Below are 13,412 nucleotides of genomic sequence, written 5' to 3' on the forward strand. Positions count from 1 at the left end.
TGTAGATGATCATCACAGAGAAGTATAGCCAGCTGGCGCCCGAGGTAAAAAGTATACTGAGCCGGCTGGTAGAGGAGGAGTTTGGCCATGTGGCCTTTGTGCAGGAGCGTGCGTGGGCCCAGCCGGATTGGGTGCTCATCCAATATGAAAACGAGGAAATCGCCACCTTCTGCCATATTGTAGTACGCGAGGTAAGTATGGACGGGGCATCGTATACAGTGGCTGGCCTCAACAACGTCATCACGCCCAAAGCGCACCGAGGCAAAGGCTACGCAAGCGAGGTGGTGCGCGAAGCAGGTAAATTTGCCCTGCAGGAGTTAAATTGCGCTTACGGCCTGCTGCTCTGCGCCGACACCCTGCTGCCGTTCTATAGCCGGCTGGGCTGGTACAGGCTAGAGGAGTGTAAGCTATACTATAGCCAGCCTTCCGGCGAGCAACGCTACGACTCTAACACCATGTTACTGCCGCTAACGGGCCAGCCAAACTTCCATCCCAGGCACATCAACCTGAACGGGTTACCCTGGTAATTTCTGTTTTTAGCGATTTGTTGCTGCCGCCTGCCTTGCGGGTGTTTATACTTTGGGAGCCAATGCTTTACTTTGCACGGTAAGTATAAACACGATCTAAAACTATGGAAAAAGAACACTACACCCTGGTACTGGGAGCCGGGGGAAACATCGGCGGCAAGGTGGCGCGCGAGCTGCTGCAGCAAAAGGCTAAGGTAGGCGTGGTGGGGCGCAGCCGTAGCCGCCTGGCGGATTTTGAGGGCGAGGCCGAGCTGCTGGAAGGCGATTTTAATGACGACTCTTTTCTGCATCAGGCATTCCTGAAAGCCAGCAGCCTGTTTCTGACCGTGCCGGACGAGGCTTTCGCCGACGTTTCTGCCACGGCCCGGCGGCTTGCAAGTTTACTGAAGGGAACACCGGTGACACACATCGTGAACATCAGCAACAGCATTGTCCGGAAGGCAGGCCAACCCACCCGGCTGGTGGCGCTGGAGCAGGAACTGAACGCACACCTGCCACAGCACCTGCTGCACCTGCGCTGCGGCAACTTTTTCGAGAACCTGAACTGGGGACTGCACACGCCCTATGCCCCAAATCTGAAGCTGCCTTACATTTCCTCCTACGAAGTAGCCTATGAGGCCGCCGGCCACCTGCTGCAGCAGGACTTCTCGGGCAAACAGGTAAAAGCCTTGCTTGGCGAGCGCGACTATAGTATGAAAGAACTGGCCGCAGCAGCTGGCGTAACCTACCAGCAGTTGCCCTATACTCCGGAGAACATCCACTTTTACCAGCCCTTTAACGAGGGGGATTTTGAGGTGGAGCCGCGCACGGAGAAGTATAAAACCGGAAGAGACGCACGATTTACCTTAGCCTACTTTCTGGAGCACGACCTGCAGGTAAGCCAGGTATAATCCCCTTAAGGATTCATTTATGGGCAACGGAACTACTTGCCAAAGCGTGAATTCCCCTCCTTGGAGGGGCTAGGGGTAGGTTTGATGGCAAAATAATGGCAGATCGCACAACTACCAGATAATGGTATAGGGCCTTCCCAAAGTATAAAAAGAACCGCCCCGGCAGTTTCAGCTACCGGGGCGATTCTTTTTATACTTTACTGCGGTTCTATACTCAGATCAGTTGCTCTACGCCGGTATAGTTAAACGGAGAGATTTTCTTCAGCTCGGCTTTTACCTCGTCGCTCACCTGCAGCGTGTCGATGAAGGTATGGATGCGCTCCTCGGTCATCTTCTCGTTTTTGCGGGTCAGCTCTTTCAGGGCCTCGTAGGGCTGCGGGTAACCCTCGCGGCGTAGCACCGTCTGGATGCCCTCGGCCACTACAGCCCAGTTGTCCTCCAGGTGTGCGTTCAGGGCAGCCTCGCTCAGTTCCAGCTTGCCAATGCCTTTTTCCAGCGACTTCAGGGCGATAAGCGTATGCGCCAGCGGCACGCCCACGTTGCGCAGCACCGTAGAGTCCGTCAGGTCGCGCTGCAGGCGCGAGATGGGCAGCTTGGCCGACAGGTGCTCCAGCACGGCGTTGGCGATGCCCAGGTTGCCTTCAGCGTTTTCAAAATCAATGGGGTTTACTTTATGCGGCATGGCTGAAGAGCCAACCTCTCCGGCTTTAATCTTCTGCTTGAAGTAGCCCATGGAGATATACTGCCACACGTCACGGGAAAAGTCGAGCAAAATCGTGTTCAGGCGCTTGAGTCCGTCGAAGTAGGCGGCCAGGTTATCGTAGTGCTCAATTTGGGTGGTGTACTGGCTGCGGGTCAGGCCCAACACGTCCTGCACAAAACGGTTGCCGAACTCAGGCCAGTCTATACCTGGGTAAGCCACATAGTGCGCGTTGAAGTTGCCGGTAGCGCCGCCAAACTTGGCTGAGAACGGTACCTGGGCCAGCAGGTTAAACTGGCGCTGCAGGCGCTCGGCAAATACCATAATTTCTTTGCCTAAGCGGGTAGGGGAGGCCGGCTGCCCGTGCGTGTATGCCAGCATCGGAACGTCTTTCCATGTATGCGCCAGTCCCTCCAGCGTTTGAAGTATAGCCTGGTAGGTTGGCAGCAGCACCCTTTCATGCGCCTCGCGCAGCGAGAGCGGAATAGCCGTGTTGTTAACGTCCTGGGAGGTAAGCCCGAAGTGAATAAACTCCTTGTGCTCGCTCAGCCCCAGCGCGTCAAACTTTTCTTTCAGGAAATATTCTACCGCCTTCACATCGTGGTTGGTGGTTTTCTCCGTTTCCTTAATGGTGAGGGCATCCTGCTCCGTAAAATTGTGGTAGATGGCGCGCAGGTCCGGGAAGAGGTTGTGGTTTACCTCCTGCAGCTGAGGCAGCGGCAGCTCGCAAAGCGCAATAAAGTATTCCACCTCTACCAGCACACGGTAGCGGATCAGGCCAAATTCTGAAAAATAGGGGGCAAGGTCGCTGGTGTGGCGGCGGTAACGGCCATCCACCGGCGATATGGCAGTGAGTGTTGTAAGATTCATAGTTCGGGATGTGGTTCTCCTCTTCAAAGATACACAGGTTTCTACACGTAGCCAATTCTGGCGCGGCTGTTTATACTTGCCTATCCGACAAATATGCTGTCAGATGCAATTTTCTGGCTGGTGGGAGTGTTAAAGACTTGTGCTGCAACTGTTTTGGCACCAAGGTTGTGGCTAAGTACCTGTCCTGCACATCCTATCGCTGCCGTAACCGTAGTAGGGGTTGTGGCAGTATATAGTTCAATTTAGGGATGCCTATATAAAAAATAGCTTTATTTAAAAGCACTGCCTTTTTACAGATCTTATTCTTTAATTCGCACCGGATTATACCTTGGACCATCGTTTGAAAAATAAAATACTGATTTGGGCCGGCGGCGTGCTGGCCTTCTTTGCGCTCCTGTTCATCCTTCTTTTCGCCTTCAGGAGCAAACTCTTAAGCTATACCGTAGACCGCGTCATCGCCAAGGTGGAAAACCGCTATCCGGTGGATATGCACATCAACAAGGCTGAGTTTGTAGGCTGGAAATCTGTGGTGCTGAGCGACATCAGCCTGGTGCCGCACGACCGCGATACCCTCTTCACCACCGATAGCGTGCATGCCACTGTCGGGCTCCGCTCCTTGCTTAAGGGCCGTATCGTGTTCAGGCGCCTGGAGGTGAGCAACGGCTACCTGACCGCCGTGAAACGTGGCGACGAGACGAACTTCGACTTCCTGTTGAAGAAGGACGAGAAAACACCCGATCAGCCTAAGGACAGCACTGCCGCCGGCCGTAACTATGGCCAGCTGCTGAACCGCCTCATCGAAACCGCCTTCGATAACGTGCCGGACCAGGTAGACTTCAAGAACCTGAATGCCTCCTACGCCTCCACCAGCCGCAACATCGACATCAGAATGCCTTACCTGCTCATCGACAAAGGCAACATCGAGTCGGATGTGTACATTAAAACCGACTCGCTGGTAAACAGCATGCACGTGAAAGGCACCATCGACCCGCGTGACTATAACATCTCCGCCAGCCTGTATGCCAGTGATACGACTGGAATACGTCTGCCCTATGTAAAAGAGCGCTTCGACGCCACGGTGGCCTTCGATACGCTGCACCTGAGCCTGACGGATAAAAAGTACCGCAACGACAACCTGACCGTTCGGGGCAATGCCATGGTGAACAACCTGGTGGTGAACCAGCCCAAAATCGCCTCAGAGGATGTGCACGTAACCGAAGGCGAAGTGGACTACGTGGTTACCATCGGGCCAAACCTGTACGTGGTGGATAGCCTGACGGAGGTGCGCGTGAACAAGGCCAAGGCCAAAGTATACGCGGCTTACCAGAACCGGCCTTCCCGCATCATCGACCTGAAGGTGAAGAGCGACCAGATACAGGGCACCGACTTCTTTGCCTCCCTGCCCACAGGGCTTTTCGAAAACCTGGAGGGCATACAGGCCGAGGGCTGGCTGCAGTACGACCTGGACTTCCACGTAGACCTGGACAGCCTGGGGCAGGTGGTGTTCGACTCTGACCTGGATGCCTCCGAAGACTTTAAGATTGTGAAGTGGGGCAACACCAACATCGAGAAGATAAACAGCTCCTTTGTGCACACCATGTATGAGTATGGCAAGCCTATCCGCACCTTTACGGTGGGGCCGGCCAACCCGTTCTACGCGCCGCTGCATACCATATCGCCCTATTTGCGCAATGCCATCCTTACCGCCGAGGATGCCGGCTTTTACAGCCACAACGGTTTCCACGAGGAGGCTTTCCGGCAGGCTATCATCAAAAACCTGAAGGAGGGCGACTTTGCCCGCGGGGGCAGCACCATCTCCATGCAGCTGGTGAAAAACGTGTTCCTGACGCGCCAGAAAACTGTTGCCCGCAAGGTGGAGGAGGCCATTATCGTGTGGCTTATCGAAAACCTGGATCTGGTGTCGAAGAACCGCATGTTTGAAGTATACCTCAACATTATTGAGTGGGGGCCGGACGTGTATGGCGCCAAGGATGCCTCGCGCTTCTACTTTGGTAAGCAGCCGTCTGAGTTGAACCTGGCGGAGGCCATCTTCCTGACCAGCATCATCCCAAGCCCCAAACGCTACCGCTCCTCTTTTGACAGTGCGGGCAACCTGCGCAGCTGGAAATCCGGTTACTACCGCCTGATAGGGGGCATCATGCTGCGCCGCGGCCTGATTTCGCAGGAAGAGTATGAGAACCTGTACCCGAACGTGCGCCTCTACGGCCGTGCCCGCGACCTGATTGTGACAGAGCCGGATACGTCTATGGTAGAGGAAGAAGAGATAAACCAGTTTGAGCTGGAAAGTATAGACATGCTTAACTTTTAATCGAGCAAAGTATAAAAGCGCCGCCCCTGCAACTACACAGCTGCAGGGGCGGCGCTTTTATCACCCGCGGATTATGTATACTTGCACGTATGGAGAAAGAAGAGACACCAACGCATGAGCCTGTGGGCCTGATACCGCGGGCAAGCGCCATGGCCTCCCGCGTGGGTCTGGACTGGTTTCTGCTGGCGCTGATTGGGATGATCTTGCTGGCCTACCTGTGGCCGGAGCTCGGTGTGGACCGGGAACCCATTTCCTTGAGCGATGTGGCCAACTATGGGGTGTCGCTGATTTTCTTCTTCTATGGGCTGCGCCTGAGCCCTGAGAAATTAAAGGTAGGCCTGAGCAACTGGAAGCTGCATGTGGTGGTGCAGCTGAGTACTTTTATACTTTTCCCACTGCTGATTTTGCCGCTTTATACGTTGTTTAAGGACACGCCGCAGGAGTTGCTGTGGCTCGGGGTGTTTTACCTGGCCGCCCTGCCCTCTACGGTATCCTCGTCGGTGGTGATGGTGTCCATTGCAGGGGGTAATATTCCGGGAGCGATTTTCAATGCCAGCATCTCCAGCCTGATGGGCATCTTCATCACCCCGCTCTGGATGGGGCTCTTCCTGACCACCAGTACCGAGGGTTTCGATATGGGCAGTGTGATGGGGAAACTGGTGCTGCAGGTGCTGCTGCCGGTCGTGTTGGGCATCCTTTTGCACCGCTATTGGGGTGATTTTGCCGAACGCAACAAGGGCCGCCTCCGTGTGTTCGACCAGATCATCATCCTGCTCATCGTGTTCACGTCCTTCTGCGAGTCGTTTGCCCGTGAGATGTTCAGTGGCTACAGTGCCGTGGATATACTTCTATTGGGCGCCGCCATGATAGGGCTGTTCTTCCTGGTATACTTTATTATCATGGCCATCACCCGGCTGCTGGGCTTCGACCGCGGAAACCAGATTACGGCCATTTTCTGCGGCTCCAAAAAATCGCTGGTGCACGGTACTGTCATGTCGAAAGTGCTGTTTCCGGGGGGCAATATGGTTGGCATCATCCTGCTGCCCATCATGATTTACCACGCCCTGCAGCTGCTGGCCTCCAGCATCATCGCCCAGGCAGAGGCTAGGAGGAAGGGTGGTGAGTAAAGTATAAAGCTACCCTGACTGATACTTATTGCTGATCGTAAGCTTCGAGCTTTCGTTCTAGCCTTAGGGCCGCAGTGTCCGCAGGTCCCGCGAAGGTCTGGTGTTGGCTATACTTTGTCTGCATCAGGATTTGCTGGATGAAAGGATGAGCAGGATTGCTTTACCGGGTCCAACCACCCCTAACCCCTCCTTGTCTAAGGCGGGGAGCCTGCTGTTACTTTGGCTGAAGTATAATTTTCATAGCTTCAGTTCTCGCGCGGACAGGTCGCGACCTGTCCCTACAGAGTGTAAACCTACCACTAGCCCCTCCGTGGAGGGGAATTATATGCAGGCGATTAACATCCCCCTACTCCCTTCGAAGGGGGACTTAGGCTGAAGTTGCATAAGCAAAAGCTATCGACCCTATCCCAGCCTTTGGGTTGAGCGCCTTGTAGATTTCTGGTGCCGCTGTGGCGGCATTGCGACCGAAGGGTAGCAAAGGAAATGTACACCGCGCGATGCCCGAAGGCGAGCCCTCTCGGGCTTGAGAGCACCAAAGTATAAATGCAACAGTAGCCTTTGTTAGTCTATAGGATGAAAGGGAGCTAGCAAGGATAGCTTGGCTCCAGTTGCGGGAAGAAGGGGTTATGAAAGTATAACCGAAATATTAAAAGTATAGCCGAAGTATAAATATGGCTTTTCAAGCCAGTTGGGTTGCAAACCCAACATCATAGTAGGACACAAGTCTAAAGACTTGCGCCAGGAAGAGGACAAGGAAGTATCGCAGAAGCAAGTATGAAAGTATAGCCAAAGCATAAGTATAACTTAAGCGGATTCGGAAATCCATAGCCTTTACCACTTCCCTAAAAACAAAAAGCCCCACCCGCAAAAGCAGGCAGGGCTTTTAAACTATAGAAATCGCAGCTTTAAGCCATTTGTTTCTGATGCTCCGCTTTCAGCGCAGCCTCTTCCTTGTCCAGCAGGCGCTTGTCCAGAATGAACGGGCCGAATGGCAGGAGGGAAGCGATGAAGCCTGCCGCCAGCTTTTTAAAGCCCCAGTTATGCGCCAGCGTCACCTGCAGCAGGGCCAGCACATATAGCACGAACAGCAGACCGTGCGCCCAGCCAACGTACTTCACAAACAGAGGCATATCAAACATATACTTTAAAGGCATAGCTATACCCAGCAGAAGCAGGTAAGAGATTCCTTCGTAAATGCCTATCGTGCGCAGGCGGGAGATGGGAGTTTTCATCAGAGCTATTTTCTTGATAATGGATGTTGTTTTGCAACACCACAAAAGTACAAAACGTGCCCTACTCCCGCTGCAAAATTCGACAAAAGTATAGTTCCGGCAGCCAGTCGGCAGCAAAGCCGCAGGTTTAGCTATTCCTGCGAAACTCGTGTGGTTACTGCAGGGTTGGCGAATACTTCGTTCTGAATCCCAAGCGAAAAGCCGTGGATGGCGTCGAAAATAGCACGCACGAACTCTTCATCCAGGCCTATGTCGCCAGCGGCCTTCAGCCTGTTCTCGATCAGCTGCTGCCAGCGGCCCGACTGGTAAATATCCAGTGCATTGGCGCGCTTATACTCCCCGATGCGCTTCGATACATCGGCGCGCAGGAATAGCACGTTCAGCAGTTCGTGGTCCAGTTTATCGATGAGGGAACGCAGGTCCTGCAGCTGCTCGGGCTGCGCCACGCGCTCGCTTTCCAGGTCCAGCACAGTCAGCAGTTTGTCCAGGCCACTTGGCGTTACCTGCTGCGAGGCATCGCTGAGTGCTACATCCGGGTTAATGTGCGTCTCGATCATGAGGCCATCCGCACCTAGGCGCAGTGCCTGCTGGCTAACAGTCTCCAGCAAGTCGCGGCGTCCGGCAATGTGGCTAGGGTCGCAGAGCAGCGGAATGCCAGGGGCCAGCGAGCGGATTTCCTGGATGGTTTGCCACTTGGGGTGGTTGCGGTATGGCTTGTTGCTTGGCGTAGAGAAGCCGCGGTGGATAAGCGCCAGGTCGGTGATGCCTGCCTGGTTGAGGCGCTCCAGCGCGCCCAACCAAAGCTGAATGTCCGGGTTCACGGGGTTTTTCACCATCACCGGGATGTCTGTGCCACGCAGCGCATCAGCGATTTCCTGCACCGAGAAAGGGTTAACCGTGGTGCGGGCGCCTACCCACAGGATGTCCACGCCATACTTCAGGGCTTCCTCTACATGCTGCGTGTTAGCAACCTCCACAGTAGTTAGCAGGCCTGTTTCCTGCTTCACGGTCTGCAGCCACTCCAATCCTACGGTGCCTACGCCCTCGAACATACCCGGACGGGTGCGGGGCTTCCAGATACCTGCCCTGAAAATGGAAACGCGGTGGTCTTTCTTCAGCTCCCGTGCCGTCTGCAGCATCTGCTCTTCCGACTCTGCGCTGCAGGGGCCGGCAATTACGGTTGGCAGCGGACCGCCGTTCAGGATTTTTGTCTTTGCTACTGTGTTTAGGTTAGATGTGGTACTCATGATTTATAGTTGTGTTAATGTTTCCTTAGATGATTTTACTCTGTTAATGGCTTCCTGAAGCTGGCTTTCGGGGCAGCAGAGGGAGACCCGCAGGTAACGCTCGCCCTGGCTGCCGAAGATCTTGCCGGGCGTCAGGAAAATGCCCTGTTCGTACAGCAATTCGTTGAGGTAGGCTTCCACGTCGCTTACTTCCTCCGGCACGAGGGCCCACACAAACATGCCCACTTGGTGTGGCTGATACGTGCAACCCAGCTGTTGGAGCAGGAGGTGCGCCAGTTGTTGCCTTTTGGCGTAGGCGCTGTTGCGCTCGGCGTGCCAGCTGTGGCTGTTCTGCAGGGCTGCCACGGCGGCTTCCTGCACCGGCAGCAGCTGCCCCGAGTCAAGGTTGCTTTTCACGGCAAGTATGGCGGCCAGGTACTCCGGTTGCCCCAGCACCATGCCCACGCGCCAGCCCGCCATGTTATGCGATTTGCTCAGCGAGTTCAGCTCCAGGCAGTTTGCCTTTGCCCCGGCTATACTTAGCAGGCTTAGCGGCTCTTGCTCGTGCAGCACCAGGCTATAGGGGTTGTCGTTGATGAGGAGCAGGCCATGCTTTTGGGAGAATTCCACGAGCCACTCCAAAGTGTGCATGGTGGCTGCAGTACCGGTGGGCATGTGCGGATAATTGATCCACATGAGCTTCACGTCTTTCTTGGCCACCAACTGCTCCAGCTCTTCGCGCTGTGGCAGCCAGCCGCTTTCCTCTTCCAAAGTATAAGTAAGGACTTCTGCCCCTGCCAGGCGCGCGGCGGCCGCGTAGGCCGGGTAGCCCGGGTTAGGTACCAGCACCTTGTCGCTGGGATTAAGGAAAGCCATGGAGATATGGAAAATGCCCTCTTTCGATCCGGCCAGTGGCAGCACTTCCTGCTCCTGCAGCTCTACCTGGTATTGGCGCTGATACCAGGCCTGTACCGCTTGCCGTAGCTTTGCTGTGCCATTGTATGGCTGGTAACCGTGGCTGCCCGCCTGCTGCGCCGACTGCGCCAGCGCCTGTACTGTTTCGGCAGAGGGAGCCATGTCGGGGCTACCGATGCCGAGGTTAATGATGTGCTTGCCCTGTGCCTGCAGCGCCCGCACCTCCGCCAGTTTTCGCGAGAAGTAGTACTCCTGCACGTGCTGTAATCTGTCTGCCTTAGGTATGATCATGGTCTTAAAGTATGGCTGCGGTTTCTTTGGTGACGGTGCTTGTTTGTGGGCGTGCTGCCTGCTTAAGTATCCCCAGCACCTGCAGGTCCTCTACCAGTGGCCTTACTTGCGCAATAGCTTGTTGTAGATGCGATACATGGGGTGCTTCCACCTCTGCCACCAGCTGGGCTCTCCCTTCTCCGGCAGGCAGGGTTTGCAGGAGCGTCAGCTCTACCTGGTGCTTTTGCAGCAGGCTCAGAAGCAGGGTGAGGGTAGAAGTATGGAGCGGCTTCCGGAACACCACAATGGCCTTGTCTGCATCAGCGGGCACCTCGGGCTGCTCGCGCTGCAGCAGCAGAAAGCGCGTGTGGTTCTGCAGGGAATCCGCGATGTTTTCGGCAAGTATCTCCAGGCCGTACAGTTCAGCAGCAGCCTTGCCGGCAATGGCTGCCGTGGCCATTAAGCCTTGCTCCTGTATGGCCTTGGCGCTGTCGGCCGTGTCGTGGGTTACCTGGGGCTGCAGGTGCGGGTGCCGCTGCAAAAAGCCTTTGCACTGCGCCAGTGCCACCGGGTGCGAGGACACCGTGCGGATGTCGGCTATACGTTGGCCGGGCAGTGCCATCAGGTTTTGGTCGATGGATAGCCAGAGTTCTGCCGTAATGTGCAGGCGGTGCTCCTGCAGCAGACTATAGTTGAGCAACAGGCTCCCGGCCAGCGTATTCTCGATGGCCATTACCGCTGCATCTGTCTCCCCCTGCTGCAAAGCAACGCAAAGGCTGCTAAAAGTATCGCAGTGCGCTACTTCTAGGGGCATGCCGGGGAGCAGCTGCCGTGCGGCTGCATCGTGGAAGGAGGCGGGGCCACCCTGTATGGCAACTCTGGACTTTTTCATGGTTAGATGGTTGGGGTAAAAAAGAAAAAGCCCCGCTGTTGGCGGGGCTTCTCTGGTTTATACTTGGTTCATTTCGCAAACACAATAGCATTACCTGTGGAGCCCCGGCGGAGTACCAAAAAAGTAAAAGCTAAAGTAAAAAGTGTTGTGCGACATGGTTCTTGTTACAATCTCTGCGGCTAAAGTAGTGGCTGCAGTTTATAAATCCTACAAAAATTTTATTTTTTATGCTACCGCTGTGGAGCCTATACCGCTTTGAGGGCTGATGCGGTGCTGCTGCAGCGCATCCATCAGCGACTTTACAAAGCTGCTGTCCTTCCCGGTATAGTCATCCCGCCGCAGCCAGGCATCCAGCTCTTTCTGCCAACCGCTTGCCTGCGGGCCTTCCTGCACATCGCCCATCTGGTGCAGGCTGATTTTCTGCGATACCTCACGGCGGCGCAGCAACAGCTCTACCAGGGCCTTGTCCATACTATCCATCTGCTGGCTCAGGTCATCGAGCTGCTCCACCAGGTGGTTAGTGCCCTCCAGCTTCACCTTGGTCCTGATGGCGTTGATGAGCAGCTCCAGTTCCTGCGGCATCAATTGTTGTTGCGGGCTGCTGAGCGCCGCTGCCGGGTTCATGTGCGACTCGAACAACAGGCCATCCACACCCAGGTCAACGGCCTTCTGGCTAACAGGGTAAAGCAGGCTACGGCGTCCGGCAATGTGGGCCGCATCGCAAAGTATGGGCAGCTCAGGGTGCATGTCCTTTAGCTGCAGCATGTAGTCCCAGCGCGGGTGGTTGCGGTAGGGGTACTGCTCATCGGCGGCAAAGCCACGGTTTACCAGGCCAAGGTCGGTGATGCCGGCCTGGTTCAGGCGCTCCAGGGCGCCCAGCCAGAGGCCCATGTCCGGGTATACAGGGTTGTTTACCAGCACCGGCATGTTGGTTCCTTTCAGGACAGCAGCAATCTCTTCCATGGCGAAAGGGTTAACCGTAGCGCGGCCGCTGATGCTGAGGATGTCTACGCCATACTTCATGGCCTCCTCGGCGTGCTGGGCGTTGGCCACTTCGCAAGCGGTGCGCAGGCCGGTCTCTTTTTTCACCATGTCGAGCCACTGTAGTCCCACCGTACCGACACCCTTGAACGAATTAGGGCGTGTGCGTGATTTCCAGATACCCGCCCTTAGTACGCTGATGCCCTGAATGGACTTCAGCTGCTGGGCTGTTTTGAGTAACTGTTCCTCGCTCTCGGCACTGCATGGTCCGGCAATCAGCACCAGGCTGCCGTCTGCATGTCGGAAGCTGCCTTGTTGTGCTACATTGATCGGTGTTCTACTTGCTCTCATGGTTTTGGCATGTTAAATAATTTGGTTTTTTGGTTTAGTTAAAGTTTGAGATATGGTTAAAACAAAAAAGCCCCGCAATATGCGGGGCTCCCTTGGTGGTTTATATCTTACAACTTTTTACAGCGCACAATACATTTACCTCGGAAGCCCCGTCTGAGGCACCTTAAAGGAAATCGCATTAATGCAAGTCATTAGTTGAAGCATGTCTTTGTCTGTATTTGTGGCAAGTATAAAGTATAAATGCCCAATAAGCAATTTTTTTGGCAGAAATATTTTTGGTGACTCTGCTTAGTAGGCTTGGTTGTAATTGTTTATGAGGCGTTTACAAAGTATAAATCCTCAAAGTATAAACCTTAATAGCGGTCGAAGTGGCGGAAGTAGCTGCTGAGCTTCATCCTGATTACACCCAGCACAGCCTCCTTGAAAATCCCTTTCGTCATCTTGGAAGTACCCTTGGTGCGGTCCGTGAAAATGATAGGCACCTCCTTTATCTTGAAGCCATACTTATAGGAAAGGAACTTCATCTCGATCTGGAAAGCATAGCCTATAAAGCGTATCTCATCCAACGGAATGGTTTCCAGTACCTTGCGGCGGTAGCACTTAAAACCGGCCGTCGTGTCATGGATAGGCATGCCCGTCACTAAGCGCACATACCAGCTGGCAAACCACGACATCAGCACCCGGCTCATGGGCCAGTTTACCACGTTTACGCCCTGCACGTAGCGGCTGCCAATGGCTACATCGTAGCCCTCGTTGGAGCAGGCATCATACAGGCGCAGTAGGTCGTCTGGGTTGTGCGAGAAGTCGCAGTCCATTTCAAAGATGTACTCGTAGCCGTGGCGCAGCGCATACTTAAAGCCGTGGATGTAGGCAGTGCCCAGACCAAGTTTGCCCTGGCGGGTTTCGAGGTGCAGGCGGCCGGGGAACTCCAGTTGCAGGTGGCGCACGATATCGGCAGTACCGTCCGGAGAGCCATCATCAATGATTAATAGCTCAAAGGGATGGGGCAGCGACATCACCTTGCGCACCATCGCCTCCACGTTCTCCCGCTCATTGTAGGTTGGGATGATCACCAACGCGTCTTTCATGCCGGCAAATATAG

The 13,412-nt window shown here is 54.8% G+C and carries 11 protein-coding genes; 4 read left to right on the plus strand and 7 right to left on the minus strand.

What is annotated here, in order from left to right; genetic code table 11:
• Positions 1-5 precede the first annotated feature (5 nt).
• Both C8N40_RS03715 and C8N40_RS03720 read left to right on the plus strand, forming a co-directional pair.
• Positions 6-527, plus strand: coding sequence for a GNAT family N-acetyltransferase (locus C8N40_RS03715; protein WP_108210461.1), 522 nt, complete (start codon positions 6-8; stop codon positions 525-527).
• A 104-nt stretch (positions 528-631) separates the two neighbouring features.
• Positions 632-1,417, plus strand: coding sequence for an NAD(P)H-binding protein (locus C8N40_RS03720; protein WP_108210462.1), 786 nt, complete (start codon positions 632-634; stop codon positions 1,415-1,417).
• 214 nt (positions 1,418-1,631) lie between these two features.
• Here the strand turns inward: C8N40_RS03720 and purB are convergent, their stop codons facing one another.
• Entirely contained in the window at positions 1,632-2,987 is a 1,356-nt protein-coding gene (gene purB, locus C8N40_RS03725; protein ID WP_108210463.1) for an adenylosuccinate lyase, read from the minus strand.
• A 340-nt stretch (positions 2,988-3,327) separates the two neighbouring features.
• On the opposite strand from purB, the gene C8N40_RS03730 reads away from it, so the two are divergent.
• Together C8N40_RS03730 and C8N40_RS03735 are read left to right on the plus strand one after the other, a co-directional pair.
• Positions 3,328-5,316 carry a biosynthetic peptidoglycan transglycosylase gene (locus tag C8N40_RS03730; RefSeq protein ID WP_108210464.1) on the plus strand — a complete coding sequence of 663 codons (1,989 nt, stop codon included), beginning with the start codon at positions 3,328-3,330 and terminating at the stop codon, positions 5,314-5,316.
• Between the two features lie 149 nt (positions 5,317-5,465).
• On the plus strand, positions 5,466-6,443 hold the full coding sequence (locus C8N40_RS03735) for a bile acid:sodium symporter family protein (RefSeq protein ID WP_211318047.1): 978 nt from the start codon (positions 5,466-5,468) through the stop codon (positions 6,441-6,443).
• A 905-nt stretch (positions 6,444-7,348) separates the two neighbouring features.
• Here the strand turns inward: C8N40_RS03735 and C8N40_RS03745 are convergent.
• The 6 genes from C8N40_RS03745 to C8N40_RS03770 all read right to left on the minus strand — a co-directional run bounded on the left by C8N40_RS03745 (position 7,349) and on the right by C8N40_RS03770 (position 13,398).
• Positions 7,349-7,675, minus strand: a complete 327-nt coding sequence (locus tag C8N40_RS03745; RefSeq protein WP_108210466.1) for a DUF3817 domain-containing protein — start codon at positions 7,673-7,675, stop codon at positions 7,349-7,351.
• 131 nt (positions 7,676-7,806) lie between these two features.
• Positions 7,807-8,922: a chorismate mutase gene (locus C8N40_RS03750; protein WP_108210467.1), complete on the minus strand. Its 1,116-nt coding sequence runs from the start codon at positions 8,920-8,922 to the stop codon at positions 7,807-7,809.
• Between the two features lie 3 nt (positions 8,923-8,925).
• Complete coding sequence (locus tag C8N40_RS03755) at positions 8,926-10,107, minus strand: pyridoxal phosphate-dependent aminotransferase (RefSeq protein ID WP_108210468.1); 1,182 nt, start codon at positions 10,105-10,107, stop codon at positions 8,926-8,928.
• A 4-nt stretch (positions 10,108-10,111) separates the two neighbouring features.
• Positions 10,112-10,978, minus strand: coding sequence for a prephenate dehydratase domain-containing protein (locus C8N40_RS03760; protein WP_108210469.1), 867 nt, complete (start codon positions 10,976-10,978; stop codon positions 10,112-10,114).
• 225 nt (positions 10,979-11,203) lie between these two features.
• Complete coding sequence (locus C8N40_RS03765; RefSeq protein ID WP_108210470.1) at positions 11,204-12,310, minus strand: 3-deoxy-7-phosphoheptulonate synthase; 1,107 nt, start codon at positions 12,308-12,310, stop codon at positions 11,204-11,206.
• Between the two features lie 353 nt (positions 12,311-12,663).
• Positions 12,664-13,398, minus strand: a complete 735-nt coding sequence (locus C8N40_RS03770) for a polyprenol monophosphomannose synthase (RefSeq protein ID WP_108210471.1) — start codon at positions 13,396-13,398, stop codon at positions 12,664-12,666.
• Positions 13,399-13,412 lie beyond the last annotated feature (14 nt).

The sequence above is a fragment of the Pontibacter mucosus genome, assembly GCF_003054055.1.
GTDB classification, from domain to species: Bacteria; Bacteroidota; Bacteroidia; order Cytophagales; family Hymenobacteraceae; genus Pontibacter; species Pontibacter mucosus.